The sequence below is a fragment of the bacterium genome, from assembly GCA_036504735.1.
Taxonomy (GTDB): domain Bacteria; phylum Electryoneota; class RPQS01; order RPQS01; family RPQS01; genus DASXUQ01.
This window is the reverse complement of sequence record DASXUQ010000002.1, coordinates 13135-27835: the sequence shown is the minus strand read 5'-3', so window position 1 is coordinate 27835 and position 14701 is coordinate 13135. Positions and strand designations below refer to the sequence as shown.

The 14701-nt window shown below is 59.0% G+C and carries 13 protein-coding genes; all 13 read left to right on the top strand.

What is annotated here, in order from left to right:
* The first annotated feature begins 20 nt into the window (after window positions 1-20).
* The 13 genes from VGL38_00485 to VGL38_00425 all read left to right on the top strand — a co-directional run bounded on the left by VGL38_00485 (window position 21) and on the right by VGL38_00425 (window position 14634).
* Window positions 21-890 (top strand): 3-hydroxyacyl-CoA dehydrogenase NAD-binding domain-containing protein, encoded by an 870-nt coding sequence (locus tag VGL38_00485; protein HEY3293892.1) that lies wholly within the window; start codon window positions 21-23, stop codon window positions 888-890.
* Entirely contained in the window at window positions 880-1704 is an 825-nt protein-coding gene (locus VGL38_00480) for a 3-hydroxyacyl-CoA dehydrogenase family protein (protein ID HEY3293891.1), read from the top strand. The genes VGL38_00485 and VGL38_00480 overlap by 11 nt, the downstream gene beginning before the upstream one ends.
* On the top strand, window positions 1701-3164 hold the full coding sequence (locus VGL38_00475; protein ID HEY3293890.1) for a hypothetical protein: 1464 nt from the start codon (window positions 1701-1703) through the stop codon (window positions 3162-3164). Before VGL38_00480 ends, VGL38_00475 begins: the two co-directional genes overlap by 4 nt.
* Entirely contained in the window at window positions 3157-3897 is a 741-nt protein-coding gene (locus tag VGL38_00470; GenBank protein ID HEY3293889.1) for an ABC transporter ATP-binding protein, read from the top strand. Before VGL38_00475 ends, VGL38_00470 begins: the two co-directional genes overlap by 8 nt.
* A gap of 61 nt (window positions 3898-3958) precedes the next feature.
* Entirely contained in the window at window positions 3959-5890 is a 1932-nt protein-coding gene (locus tag VGL38_00465) for a S9 family peptidase (protein HEY3293888.1), read from the top strand.
* Window positions 5891-5976: 86 nt separating this feature from the next.
* Window positions 5977-6543 carry a hypothetical protein gene (locus VGL38_00460; GenBank protein ID HEY3293887.1) on the top strand — a complete coding sequence of 189 codons (567 nt, stop codon included), beginning with the start codon at window positions 5977-5979 and terminating at the stop codon, window positions 6541-6543.
* Between the two features lie 91 nt (window positions 6544-6634).
* The gene (locus tag VGL38_00455; GenBank protein HEY3293886.1) at window positions 6635-7912 is read left to right on the top strand and encodes a hypothetical protein; all 1278 of its coding nucleotides are present in this window, start codon (window positions 6635-6637) and stop codon (window positions 7910-7912) included.
* Between the two features lie 184 nt (window positions 7913-8096).
* On the top strand, window positions 8097-8828 hold the full coding sequence (locus VGL38_00450) for a phage Gp37/Gp68 family protein (GenBank protein ID HEY3293885.1): 732 nt from the start codon (window positions 8097-8099) through the stop codon (window positions 8826-8828).
* Between the two features lie 559 nt (window positions 8829-9387).
* A complete protein-coding gene (locus tag VGL38_00445) occupies window positions 9388-9990 on the top strand; it encodes a hypothetical protein (protein ID HEY3293884.1) in 603 nt (200 codons plus the stop codon).
* 12 nt (window positions 9991-10002) lie between these two features.
* Window positions 10003-11205 (top strand): acetyl-CoA C-acyltransferase, encoded by a 1203-nt coding sequence (locus VGL38_00440; GenBank protein ID HEY3293883.1) that lies wholly within the window; start codon window positions 10003-10005, stop codon window positions 11203-11205.
* A gap of 57 nt (window positions 11206-11262) precedes the next feature.
* The gene (locus VGL38_00435; GenBank protein HEY3293882.1) at window positions 11263-11739 is read left to right on the top strand and encodes a GNAT family N-acetyltransferase; all 477 of its coding nucleotides are present in this window, start codon (window positions 11263-11265) and stop codon (window positions 11737-11739) included.
* 65 nt (window positions 11740-11804) lie between these two features.
* Complete coding sequence (locus VGL38_00430; GenBank protein ID HEY3293881.1) at window positions 11805-13472, top strand: proprotein convertase P-domain-containing protein; 1668 nt, start codon at window positions 11805-11807, stop codon at window positions 13470-13472.
* Between the two features lie 34 nt (window positions 13473-13506).
* A complete protein-coding gene (locus VGL38_00425) occupies window positions 13507-14634 on the top strand; it encodes a choice-of-anchor J domain-containing protein (GenBank protein ID HEY3293880.1) in 1128 nt (375 codons plus the stop codon).
* Window positions 14635-14701 lie beyond the last annotated feature (67 nt).

Here is a 14701-nt window from a genome sequence, read left to right as displayed (position 1 = left end):
CCTACAGGATATCACGGTTCATGGCCTTAACGTTCAACAAAATTACCGTTTTCGGCGCGGGCACGATGGGCGCGGGGATTGCGCAGGTGTGCGCCACCGCGGGCATCCATGTCACTGTCTGCGATCCGTCGCCCGAAGCGGCCAAGCGCGCGCAGAAGCAGATTGACGCCGACCTGCGCGCCGGCGTCGAGGCCAAGCGCCTCAGCCGCGAGCAGGAAAGCGAGATCCGCGCGCGCATCCGCTACGTCAGCGGCATGGGCGACTGCGGCGACGCCGATCTGGTGATCGAAGCGGTGTTCGAACGGCTCGACGTCAAGCAGGAACTGTTTGTTCGGCTCGATGCGCAGCTCAAGCCGCCCACCGTGCTGGCCACCAACACCAGTTCGCTTTCGGTGACCTCCATCGCCGCCAAGACGCGCTTTTCCGACCGCGTGTGCGGGCTGCACTTCTTCAATCCTCCCACGCGCATGAAGCTCGTGGAAGTGGTGGCCGCACAGCAGACCTCTACCGAAGTGATCTCCCGTTGCGTAAGCTTCATCAAGGAGATCGGCAAGGAACCCGCCAAGGTGCAGGACACGCCGGGATTCATCGTCAACCGCTGCGCGCGGCCTTTCTATGGCGAAGCGTTGCGCTGCCTCGGTGAAGGTGTTGCCGATATCAAGACCATCGATCAGATTCTGCGTGAAGGCGGCGGTTTCAAAATGGGCGCGTTCGAACTGATTGACATGATCGGTGTGGATATCAACTATGCGACGACGCGCTCGATCTGGGAAGGTTACTTCCACGATTTGCGCTTCCGTCCGCATCTCATTCAAAAGAAAATGGTGGAGGCCGGGCGTCTTGGCCGCAAGTCGGGACGCGGTTTCTACGAGTACCCCAATGCCGGATAATCAGCTCCCCCTCGACCAGCCCGAACTGTACGCGCTGGGCCGAATCCTTATCGCCGGACCCGTGGCCGACGCCCGCCCCTTTGCCGACAAGGTTGCCGCCGCCGGACACAGCGTCACGCTGCTGGTGCCCGAGGAGGACATCGAATTCGCCGGCAAGGCCCACAAGGTGCTGGCTCCCGAAGAAGCCATCGATCCCGCAGAATACAGCATGGCCATCGAATTGCATTGCGCCAGTCTCGAAGCCAAGGCCGATGTGCTCTTCTACCTCGACGATTCCTTGAATGAAGACACGCTGATTCTGACCTACACGCTGGCCATTTCCACAGGCGAACTTGCGCGGGAAATGATGATGCCCGAGCGCGTGGTGGGAATCTCCATTCTGCCGCCCATCAGCGAAACGAAGTTCGTCGAACTCATGGTCACGCCGCACACCTCCGCCGAAGCGCTGAGCAGGGCCGGGGAGTTCTTCAAAGGCATGGGTTTGGGCTCGGCGCAGGTGACCGACAGCCCCGGCGGCGTGCTGGGCCGCACCGTCTGCTGTCTGGTCAATGAGGCCGCCATGGCGCTGCAGGAGCGCATTGCCTCCGCCGAAGAGATCGATCAGGCGATGAAGCTCGGCGTCAACTATCCCTTCGGTCCTCTGGCGTGGGGTGACCGCATCGGTCTCGACCGTGTGCTCGCCGTGATGGATGGCCTCTATGCCGAATTCAAAGAAGAACGCTACCGTCCCGCGCCGCTGCTCAAGCGTCTGGTACGCGCGGGCCACATCGGTGTGCGCGCCGGCACCGGATTCTTTACCCATCGCCACGCATGACCGATCCGATTCTTCTCCTCGAGATGCAGCGGCTGCGGAGCAGCGTGGTCCGTCTGTGGACCAACCGGCAACAAATGCGGCGCGCGGCCTGGTTCGTGCTCTTCTTCGGCTTCTATCTCTGGTTCAACATCTTCCGCCATGTGGCCGCGCATCAGGCGCGTTTTCTCGAACAGTGGCATTTTATCCGCTATGCCTTTCCGCTGCTGCTGACACTTCTCGCGGCCATGCTCGGATCCTTTGACCGCATGAACCGCCTGCTGGCCCGCTGGTCCAGCGGCTCGTGGAGTGTGCTGCCGGTCGAACCCCGCAGCATCGCCCAATCGCTGCTCGGCTCCATGTTTCTCATGGACAGCGTGTGGGTGGCCGTCGCGCTGGTGATCAGCATCGGACTGTCCTTTGTCTCCGGGCTGGTCTGGTGGAAGGAGTTTCCGTTTCTGCTGCTGGGCACAGTGCTGCTGATAGCGGCGGCGAGCATCGCCAAAACCTTCTCGACGCTCGTGCTGCGGCTGGGCAGTGCCCGCATGCTGCAATGGCAGAACTGGATCCTGAAGTGGCTGGGTGCGCTGCTCACGATGCTCTTCGTGCAGCCGCTGGTGGGCTTCTGGCTGCTGGCCGAATATGCGCGGCAAAACGATGTGCTCTCTATGACCGTCGCCGCGCTGGTGGTCATCGCACTCTCCGTGGCCGCGCTGGTGCTGCTGGCGCGGCATCTGCTGGTGCGCAAATGGAGCGCCATTGCTGCGTCCTTCGAAATTCAGCAGACGCAGCACCGCGCCAAAGAAACGGTGCCGCTGGCCACCTTCATCGCCGACCGCATGCGCTCGCCGGTGACGCGGTTTGTCACCCTCGACAACCTGCGCGCCGGCATTCAAATGTCAAGCTGGGGTCAGGCACGGAATATCGGCGGCCGCCGTCTCTACATGATGATTGCGTTTCTCGTCGCCATCTCCGCGTTGCTGGCCCTCACCGCTTTAGCCACGCACGAGGAGAATGCGCCGGTTCTGATGGTGGTGTTTTTCGGCAGCTGGTCGGCGTTGATCCTGAATGTCATGCTCCAGCCCGTGTTTCCCGTGTACCGCCTGCTGCGCCAGATGCCGGTCACTTTCGGCGCCTGGCTGCGGGCAATTTCCGCTTTGCCGCTGGCGATTACCGGAACCATGCTGCTTGCCAGTGGCGTGCTGATCGTGTCGGTGGAGCCGTCCGCTGCCTTGCGGTCGTGCGCCATCCTGCTGGGGATTTATGCCGGAGTGGTGCCGGTGCGCCTGCTGGTCGTGTCGGCTTTTCCGGATGCGCAGCAGACCACGGAATTCGTCTACATGGGAGTGGTCGGCGCCGGAGGGCTGCTGGTTTACACGGTGAGTTGGGTAGCGGCGGTGCCGTTGGTGCTGGCCGCTGATATTTATCTATTCCGCAGGGCGTCGCACATGTGGCGCTACCGCGAAGAGGGGCTGCATGTCTGACATACACCTGTTGCGCGTCCACGAACTTTCCAAGGCACTCGGCGGCAAGCCGGTGCTGCATCAGATTTCTCTGGAACTCCAGCGCGGCGAATTCCTTGGCCTCATCGGCCCCAACGGCGCGGGCAAAACCACGCTGCTGCATTGCATTACCGGCCAGTGGACCGCGCCCGCGGGCAGCGTTACCATTGACGGCATCGACGTCGCCACCGATCCGCTTGCGGCCAAGCGCGTCTTAAGCTGCGCCTTCGAGCCCGGTGACTTCATCGAGCGCCTCACCGGGCGGCAGCACCTCGATTTCATGGCGGGCATCCGCAATTTGAAGTCTCCCGCAGAAGAAATTTACATGCTGGCCGAACTGGTGGACCTTGGCGAGAGCCTCGACACCGAACTGGGTGCGTATTCTTTTGGCATGAAGCAGAAGCTGGCGATCATGCTGGCGCTGCTCGGCCATCCGCCGTTTGTGGTGCTGGATGAATCGCTGAACGGCCTCGATCCGGTGGTGGGCTACCGCGTCAAGAATCATCTGAAGGATCTGGCCGCGGAGGGCAGGACCGGAATCCTGCTGGCCTCGCACATGCTGGAGTCTCTGGAGCGTTATTGCACGCGCATCTCCATGATCCGCGAGGGCCGCATCTACCGCCACTGGACTCAGGAAGAACTCGAAGCCGAAGCCGCCGCCAGTGGCAAGCATCTCGAAGATCTGTTCGTGGAATTAATGGGCGTCGAGGAGTGAGCACCAACACGCTTTGCACCCGATAGAATATTTCGTCGTCAATTTGCAGAGAGAACCTTTCATGCGTATTCGAACTGTTTTTGTCGCACTGCTGATCCTGTCGGCAACGGCCTTCGCCCAGAGCGGCAAGGACGCGCCGAGCCTGCTCAATCAGGGCAAGTACATTCCCGACATTGCCACCTTTCTGAACATCGGCGGCTGCATGCCCGACGGGCTGTCGTGGGACGGCAAGGATGTCTATTTCTCCTCGACCATGTCCGGGGCCTCGCAGGTCTACCGCATTACCGAAGAGGGCTGGCCCTATCAGTTGACTACCTTCGATGACGGCGTGGAGTTCTTCACGTTGTCCTATGGCGGCAACATGGCGGTGGTCGGCGCATCGGTGGGCGGCGATGAAAACGCGCAGCTCTATCTGCTGGATACGAAGACGGGCCGCACCTGCCGCCTGACCGACAATGGCAAGGTGCAGTTCGGCTCCGTGGTCTGGACGCGCGATGACAAGAGCATCTACTTCCGCTCCAACGAAGAGAACGGCAAGGACTTCTTCATCTACCGCATGTCCATTGCCGACGGCAAGTACAGCAAGGTGTTCGGCGATACGGCGCACGTGCGCGGCTCCAATGCCATTGCCGATCTGTCCGTAGACGGCACGAAGATGATTGTTGCCAACTACTCCTCCAACGTCAACAACGACCTTTATTTTGTGGATCTGGCCACGGGCAAGTATGCACTGATGACGCCGCACAAGGGCGACGTGCAGTTCGGCAATGTCACGCTGATGCCCGACAACAAGACGGTCTACCTTACCTCTAACGACAATTCCGAAGGCATCTCCCGCCCGGCCAAAATGGTGGCCGATCTGAAGAAGAAGCCGGATCCGAAGAAGGTGGTGGAGTGGATCAAGGACGGCTGGCTCGATCCCAAGTGGGACACCGAAAGTTACGGTTTCTCCCGCGATTTCAAATATCAGGTGGCCATCACCAATGAAGACGGTTACAACCGTCTGAAGATGCGCGACGCGGACTCGAAGAAGGAGTTGCCCAATCCGCCGCTCGACGGCCTGCTGGGCGGCGGCTCCTTCGATCAGAACGGCGAGTGTCTGATCTCCTTCTCCAGCCCGACCCGCGCGCCGGACGTTTGGAAGTGGAATCCGCAGACCAAAGACCTGAAGCAGCTCACCCATTCGATTTATGCGGGCATCGACCGCGGCCTGTTCCGCGAGCCCAAGCTGGTCCGCTTCAAGAGTTTTGACGGTTTGGAAATCCCCGCGTTCCTCTATCTGCCGCCCGACTACAAGGAAGGCCAGGCGGTGCCGTTTATCATTGACGCGCACGGCGGCCCGGAAGGCCAGTTCCAGCCGGCATTCATCCGCAACTTCCAGTACCTGATGCTCAACGGCTACGGCATTCTCGCGCCCAATCCGCGCGGCTCCTCGGGCTATGGCCGCACCTTTATGAGCCTTGACAATTACAAGAAGCGCAAAGATTCGCTGAAGGATTACAAAGCCGCGGCGGACTGGCTGGTGGCGCAGGGCTACACCAAACCCGGCATGATGGGCATTCGCGGCGGCTCCTACGGCGGCTACGTGGTGCTGGGCATGATCACCGAATATCCCGACCTCTTCAGCGCGGCCATCGACATCGTGGGCATCGCCAATTTCAAAACGTTCCTGAAAAATACCGCCGCTTACCGCCGCGCGATCCGCGAAGCCGAATACGGCCCGCTCGCCGACAGCACGTTTTTGGATCAGATCTCGCCGATCCACAAGGCCAATCTGGTCAAGACACCGCTGCTCATCGTGCACGGCGCCAATGACCCTCGCGTGCCTGTGGGTGAAGCCCGGCAGATGCTGGCCGCCGTGGCGCAGAACGGCACGGTGGTGGACTCGCTGATCTTTGCCGATGAAGGCCACGGCAGCGGCAAGCGCGTCAACTCCATCAAGGAATACCGCAAGCACGTCGAGTTCTTCGACCGCTTCTTAAAGCCCCGGTAGGGACACGGCTTGCCGTGTCCGTCCTGCAATCTCGATGACCGTCCGTCTGTGTCGCACGATCTTTCATGAATCTTAGGGAGAATGTCATGGCGCACCTTCTGCGCGTTAGCCTGTTGCTTGGCTTGTGTCTGCTGCTCGCCGGCTGCATTTCGGTCGAGAAAAAAGAGTACCACTTCAAGCTGAACGGTGACGGCACCGGCACGGGCACCATCCGCTTCGTCAACATTCTTTCGACGGACAACGACGGCAAGGATGTCTCCTTCAAGGACTTTGCCGAGTTGGTGACCGACTATCTGAACGGCACCAAGTTCGAGGAGGACTATCCCGCCTTCCATGTGACGGGCAAAAAGCTGCTCGAAGAGCGCGGCCAGTTGGTAGGAGAAGTCACCTTCACCTTTACTTCGCTGGACAGCGCGGGCTTTTTGCAGAGCGCCAAGTGCGACTGCTGCCCGGTAATCTATTTCATCAACACCGAAAAGAGCACGGAAACGGTCAGCGAGAGCAGCGGCAAGGTGATCACCGGCGTCGCCCCGTCCCCCTTCATCGAGTGGGAGCCCAAAACCCGCGACTTCGCCCTGAAAACCACCCTGATGGAAGACACCTCCAACTCCCGCAGCATGCTCGAACACTACCGGTCCTGGGTGAAGAAGTAGGGACGCCTTCACACACAACACGAGCGAATACGACGTGAGTCCAAAGTATGGTTTGCCGTGGATTCCTACGAATTTATTTTGACATAATCCTATGCCAGCAAAAGAACATGTCATTCGAGTCTTCGTCGCTTCTCCCAGCGACGTCGCGCCAGAACGTGAGTGTCTCGAGGCAGTGATCCGGGAGCTAAACATTTCGTGGAGTAAGTTCCTCGGGCTTCGTCTGGAGTTGTTGCGATGGGAAACGGATGTGCGCCCAGGATTTGGCGACTATCCTCAAGATGTTATCAATTCCCAAATCGGCGACGACTATGACATCTTTATCGGCATCATGTGGTCGCGATTCGGCATACCAACGGGGCAATTCGGCTCGGGGACGGAAGAGGAATTTTCTCGCGCATACAAGAGGTTCAAAGGTGATGCTTCCTCTGTGCGCCTACTCATGTATTTCAAGAGCGCAGATATCCCGAGAGACCAAATTGACCCATCGCAGATTCGAAAGGTAAACGCCTTTCGGGCTTCTGTCAGTAAGAAGGGTGGTCTATACTACTCCTATAATGATCTGGACTGGTTCGCGCAATACGTGAGAATTCACCTTAGCAAGGAAATTCAACATTGGCGTAGTGCCGTAACTGCCGCTACGGCTGGTTGCATCGCATCCGCGCCTGCTTCGGCAAAACAGGCGAGACAGGCCTTACAGCGTCAAGTCAATCGCGATAAGGACTTGAACGCGGAAATCGCTCGACTTATTAACGAAGGAGATCCGAACTTCTCATTGGCCACTCAGGCGGGGACAAAGGTGCATGACGCTCGTCTGAAGATGTTCGGTGCAGCGAAACGTCTGGCGGATGGATTGAAGCGAATGAGAAATAAGTTTGATAAAGATCCAGTCCGTTTGCGAAAAACGGCCCTTGTCAAATTTGACCGGTTTTGTTCTGAGGTTAATAAGGCAATTGAGATACAAAATGTCGAAATGCCTGCCTTTCGTCGCGCTATGTCCAAAGCTATCGAGAGCACTGCTCAGATAGTGCTCTTATCAGTAGACGATCAGTCAGAGGAGATGACGAAGGTGCTCGCCGCTTTCGGACACGATGTCGCTGGGTACATTACCCAGCTCGCAGAGCGTGAAGCCGAGAGTCATAGTCTCGAAGGAATGTATGGCTCGATGGACTTTCTGCGTCAACTTCGTCCTGTTACCTTTAATTCTCTAGTTGACCACTTTAGCCGAATGCGGCTGGAGTATGCCGCCATGCAATGTATCAACCGAGACCTTCTCGAGGCCATTCAGACCGCCTTGGTGAACCGTCAAGGTAAATCGTCAATTGCTTTGACAAAGGAAACTGTAAAGAAGCCACGGCGAATTTCGAAGTAATCGGCGTGTGACCCCTTTCAACGACCTGGTCTCTGAGACCCTTGTAGACCTAGGTCCTCAGCGAGGCACACCTCCCGCGCCTTCTTTCTGAGTCATCCACATGCGGCGTGATGTGTGCAGCGCACAGATCACCGCACATGAAGACGTACCGATGGGCTGATGACTATGAAACGAGCGGGATGGTGTGATGGCGAAGTCGGATATTGAATGGACGAACTCGACGTGGAACCCAGTCACCGGTTGTACGAAGATCAGTCCGGGTTGCAAGAACTGTTATGCCGAGCGGATGTCCAAACGGCTGAAGGCTATGGGACAGCCGCACTATACCGGCGGATTCTGCGTGGCGCTGCATGAAGATGCGCTGGACAAGCCGATCACGTGGCGGCGTCCGCAAAGAGTGTTCGTCAACTCCATGAGCGACCTCTTCCACGAAAAGGTGCCGCTGGAGTTCATTCAACGCATCTTCGATACGATGAACACAGCGGACTGGCATCAGTATCAGATTCTCACCAAGCGCGCGCAGCGGCTGGAAGAGCTTAGCCCGCAGCTCGATTGGGCCGATCACATCTGGATGGGTGTCAGCGTCGAGAATGAGGATGTGGTTTCCCGTATAGATCATCTTCGGAATTCGGCTGCCAAGATCAAGTTTCTTTCCTGTGAACCGCTGCTTGGACCGCTTCGTAAATTGAATTTGAAGGGGATAAACTGGGTGATCGTCGGCGGTGAATCCGGCCCCGGTGCGCGACCGATGGAGGAGGAGTGGGTGCTGGACATACGTGACCAGTGCCAGAGTGCCGGTGTGCCATTCTTCTTCAAACAATGGGGTGGAGTGTTTAAGAAGCGAGCCGGTCGGCGGCTTCAAGGCCGCACCCATGATGAGCTTCCTGTCAGCATCCAGGGCCTTCGCATGCGTTAAGGACATTGTTCGCGAGCGCAGCAAGCTGCGCAACTACCCCGGTCTATGCATGGCCGTAGTTGCACAGCTTGCTGTGCGGGACTGCCTCGAGAGGCATGCCTCTTCCCCCCCCAAATCCGAGTTATCCACATGCGGCGGGATCTGTCCGGACGTGGGCAAGTGCTGTAAACATAGAACTGCGCTTGCTGTTTCGCAGCGGGAGGAATGCTGCAAACACAATGGCTTGACTATTTGTTCAAACTCGGCTTGACAAACGCACCTCCGGAATGTATATTTGGGTACGTCCGTTCAAAGCCAAAGTTCGTCGGTTGGCGTGGGGGGTAGGGGGGAGAGATTCAAAGAGTTTATTCTAAGAATTCTCTTTGAATAATATATTATTCAAGAAAGAATATTCTAAGAATGTGCCGGACGCCTGCCGGCGGCACACCCCGTCCGGCAGCCCGTTTCCCTATGAAAAACGGCGTCGAAAGTACATCCGGCGCACCGCCCGCCCATAGCGGACCTGAACCACGCACCTGTGGTTTCCTATTTCTAATTTCCTATTTTAAATTTTATTCACATGCCTTATTTTTTCGAAGAACTCGACGCCGATACGCGGCGCTACATGGTGCTCGAATGCCAGCGGGATATGGCCCGGGACCATTTCGTGCTCTACAAACGGCTGACCGAAGAGGGCCGCGCGGCCTATCGCAAGCTGCTGCTGCGGGCGCTGGAGGCGGGCGATGAGCAGACGCTGACCGAAAGCCTGGCGCAGCCCGAATTCTTTATCAGTTCCGAGCCTTACTCGCGCGGCGGCAAAGTGGCGCAGCGCAAGGTCAGCCATCCGGCCGCGGCCAGCCTGATCGCCGAAACGGAATTCAACGCGTATTACATGCGCGGCCTCTGCCGCAAACTCATGGCCGAAGGCGTCACCCGCGTGATGGTCTACCGCGCCAAGGAGACCGAAAACCCGCGCGAAGGCAAGCGCGTCACTCCCGGCGACATCTGGTTCACCTGCGAAGCCCTCGACGATCTGCGGCTGCGCGAGAGCGAGATGAGCACCAAGCGCGGCTTTCTGCGCGGTCCCCGCAGCGGCATCAGTCTGCGCCGCGTGCCGCCGGGGATCACCGAGGATGAACAGATTCTGGCTTCCGATATCAAACCGTTACCTCCCATCTTCTAATCACAAGGCTATATGGCTGACGTTTTTATCTGCGATGCGCTGCGCACGCCGGTCGGCAAACACGGCGGCATTCTGAAGACCATCCGCCCCGATGACATGGCGGCGTTGGTGCTGGAGAAGATTGTGCAGCGTAATCACATCGATCCGGCCTTTGTGGACGAAGTCTATCTCGGCTGCGCCAATCAGGCGGGCGAGGACAACCGCAACATCGCGCGCATGGCCACGCTGCTGGCGGGCTATCCGAACAGCGTGCCCGCGGTCACGGTCAACCGCCTCTGCGCTTCCGGCCTCGAAGCCGCCGCCTGCGCCTACCGGGCCATCAAGTCCGGCGAGGGCCGCTGCTACATCGCGGGCGGCGTCGAATCCATGACCCGCGCACCGTTCTCCGTGCCTAAGCAGGAGAAGCCGTTCGCCTTCGGCAATCTCACCGCCTATGATACGACGCTTGGCTGGCGTTATCCCAATCCCAGGCTGAAAGAACTCTTCCCGCTGGAGTCCATGGGCGAGACCGCGGAAAATATCGCCGAGAAGTGGAAGATCAAGCGCGAGATGCAGGACCAGTTCGCGCTGGAGTCTCATCAAAAAGCTGTGATGGCGTACGAAGCCAAATTCCTGCAGGACGAAGTCATTCCGGTGGAGATCCCCGACGCGCGCGAAGGCTCGGTGTTCGTGGACCGCGATGAAAACCCCCGCGCCGACGCCAACCTCGAATCGCTGGCCTCTCTGAAGCCGGTCTTCCGCAAGGGCGGCACGGTCACCGCCGGCAATTCTTCGGGCTTGAATGACGGTGCGGCGGCGGTGCTGATCTGTTCGGCGGAGTTTGCCCGCGAACACAATCTCAAACCGCTGGCCAAAATCCTCGGCACCGCGTCCGTGGGCGTGGATCCGCGCTACATGGGCATCGGCCCGGTGTTTGCGGTCGAGAGATTGCTGGCGCGCACGGGAGTCTCCAAGTTCGAAGTCGGCCTGTGGGAAATCAACGAAGCCTTTGCCGCGCAGATGCTGGCGGTCATCGCCGAACTGGATCTGCCCTTCGACCGCGTCAATCCGTGGGGCGGCGCGATTGCCATCGGTCATCCCCTCGGTATGAGCGGCGCCCGGCTGGTCGGCACGCTGGCCCACCAGATGCACCGCTTCACCGTCAAGTATGGCGTCGCCGCCCTGTGCGTCGGCGTCGGCCAGGGACAGGCCATACTGCTCGAATGGGCCGAATAACCGCTTTTCCTTTTTCACACTATACGCGAAGAGAAGGGTCAACCGTACGCATTCGCTATGAATATCACACCGGCGCGGACCGAGGATCTTGCGGATCTGGCAGAACTGATCGCAGAATATCAGAACCTCGACGAAACTTCGGAGACTATTCCTGATGACGAAACCACCCGGGAGTTTCTGCGGAAACTCCTCACCGGCGACGGGCACAGCGCCCTGTTCATCGGACGGACGTCAAGCGGCGAACTGATCGGCTTCGTCCACATTTACTGTGTGCCTTCCGCGCTGGATTCCTGCCGCGTGGTGCGCATCACCGATCTGTTTATTCATCCCGACTACCGCAGGCAGGGCTTCGGACGCCAACTGTTCGACCACGCCTTGCGCTGGGCGCGCTCGCAGAAACATCCGCGCGTCGTCTGGTTCGTAGAGAACCTGAACCTCGAAGCGCAGTATATGTTCGACCGTGTCGCCGGCGCCGCCCAGACGGGCTGGCTCGGCTATTCGCTGCTTCTGTCCGGCCACAAGGACGGACTCTAAGCCCTGTTTCCTTTTCCTCCCGCCATGCACGCATCCGTGTATTCTATGACTACCGTGGAGACTCCATGAGAAAAGTACCTTTCGCGCTGGCCGCCCTGCTGCTGCTCTCCGCGGCGATCTTCGCCACAAAGCCGGCAAAGCAAGCGCCGCCGCCGTTCGTGCCGCAACCGGCTCCGCAAAAATATGCCACGAATTCTCCATATCACGATGCGCCGCCGTGGAGACAGGATGTGTCCTTGCGCCGCGGTGGGCAGTCTCTGGATGCTCTCTACACCAGCACCGATACCGTGTCCATTCCCGAAGTGGGCCGGGTGACCTCGACCATCAATATCCCCGACGACGTCACGATCAGCCAGCTCGACATTCATCTCGTGATCTCTCACACGTGGATGCGCGATCTGCGCGTGGCACTGCATGCGCCGGGGACTCCCGATGCCCGGGAAATCGTGCTCTTCGATCTTCTGCCGTTCGATTCTATTCAACACATGGACGGCTGGTTCAATGACGCCTCCGGCACGGGAATCTTAGAGGCCGATACGCCGTACGTTTGCTCCTGGCGGCCCATCGATTCGCTGAGCCGCTTCACCGGCCTCTCCGCGCAGGGAGTGTGGATGCTGCGGATTCTGGATCAGTTCGCGGGGGACAGCGGCGCGCTGGATGGCTGGGGAATCGACGTCAATCCCAGCACGGCGCTGCAAGGGAATGTGGTGAACAGCCTGACGCGCGCTCCGGTGCGCAATGGCACCGTGCAGATGCCGGGGTTCTGCTATTCCAGCCTCATCGACGTCAACGGCCACTATTCCTTTTTGCAGGTTCCCACCGATACTTTTTCCCTTCAGTTCTCCAAGCCCAGCTATCGTCCCCATCCGGCGGACACACTTTCATTTCAGGAATGGGACACGCTGACGGTGAGCGGAGTCTCGGTGCCGCCGGGCGGAAATATGCAGCTCGACACCGCCATGACCACCGTGGCCAACTTCTATGAATTCGCCTCCGCGTTCGCTCCGGACTCGATTCCGGATGCGGACTCGCTTAGCCCCGACTCCGTCGTGGCGGGCGTCCTTACGAAGACCCTCGACGTCGCGCAGGATATTTCCATCAGTGATCTCGATGTGGTGCTGAACATCACTCACCCCTATGACGGCGATCTCAGCATCTTTCTGGAAAGTCCCGGCGCCGTTATTATCCCGCTGGTGGAAAATGCCGGCGCCCACACGCGGAATTTCGTCAACTGCCGCCTCAGTGATCAGGCGTCGACTCCGGTCAGTGAAGGAACCGGCCCGTTCACGGGCACGTACCGTCCGGCGGCGAGGCTTGACACGTTAAACGGGACCTCGACCCAGGGAGCTTGGGTGCTCACCGTGGCGGATGGCTCGTACCACGACAAGGGCGTCTTGATTAGTTTCGCCCTCGAGGTTCGCACCGGTGATCTGCCGGTAACTCCGCCAAGTCGCCGGACGCTTCCGCAGTCCTTCGCCTTTGAAGGGAATTTTCCCAATCCCTTTAACAGCCGGACGGAGTTCCGGTTTGAACTGCCCGCCCGCAGCCGCGTGGATCTGGTGCTCTACAACACCCTTGGCCAGCGCGTGGCGGATATCCTGCAGGAAACCGTGGAGGCCGGACCGCACACCATCGGTTTTGATGCTCACGGTCTGGCGTCCGGTCTCTATGTGGCGCGCATGACGGTGAATGGCAGTACGTCTCAGAGTAAAAAGATTCTGCTGCTTCGATAAACTGCACTCAGTACATTTTTCGGGAGGGATGCACATGAACAGGTGGTATGTGGCGGGACTGCTGATTGTTCTTGCCGCCACAGCGCAGAGCCCATTCGCCCAAAGCGTGGTGCTCTCGGAAAGTTTCGACTACACGGCGGATGGCCTGCTGCCGATGGGCTGGTCACAGATCAGTCTCGACAACGGCCACAATGATGAGATCTTTCGCGGCGGGCCCACGATCTGGCAGGCCATCAGCCGCGTGGGGATCTCCACTCACACCGGCGAAGGCACCAGCATCAATGCCTACAATTCGAACGGCGCGGCGAACGATGACTGGATGATCCTGCCGCGATTCGACACCCTGCTGGTTCCCATTGTCTTCAGCTACTGGGTGTCGTCCCACCAGAGCCCGTATCTCGAGAATTTCGAGGTGCGGATCTCCACCACCGATTCGCTGCCGGCCCATTTTACGCATCTTGTTCGCAGCGTCACGCGCACGCCTCACTTGTGGACCCAGTACACCGACGACATCTCCGCCTATGCCGGCGCGCCCTTCTTTCTGGCATTCCATCACACCTCGCGGGATGACTTCGCCATCAAGATCGATGATGTGCAACTCACCGCCCATATTCCGTATGGCGCGTTGGGCGGAACGGTGCTGAATGGCTCTACCCAGTTGCCGCTCGGCAATGCCGCCGTAACCATTCTCGGCACCACCCGCGCAGGTGCGACCGCCGCGGATGGTAGCTATTTGATCGACTCCATTCCCGCCGGTATTTACAATGTGCGGTTTACCAAGGCGCATTTTGACACCTTGATCCGCAGCAACATCGGAGTGGCGCGCAATGATACGGCCCCGCTGTATGTGTCGCTGACCCCCGCCAATGCCGTGGCCCTGCGCCCGGACGTTGCCGAAGATTTCATGTTCAAAGGCAACTATCCGAATCCCTTCAATGCTCAGACCGAATTCAGTTTCGACCTCGCCCGCGCCGGCCACGTGGAACTGAATCTGTTCGACCTGCTGGGCCGCAAGGTGGCGCAGGTGACAAACGGAGCGTTTGCGCCGGGGTCTCATGCTATTCCCTATGATGCGCGCGATCTTGCATCCGGAGTGTACATTGCCCGCCTGACCTTCAATCACCGTCTCGCCCAAAGCTCCAAGCTGGCGCTGTTGCGATAGCCCGGACAGCTTGTTACCCGTTTCTCTACAGAACACCCCACTTCCAATAACCTGTCTTTTAGGAGAA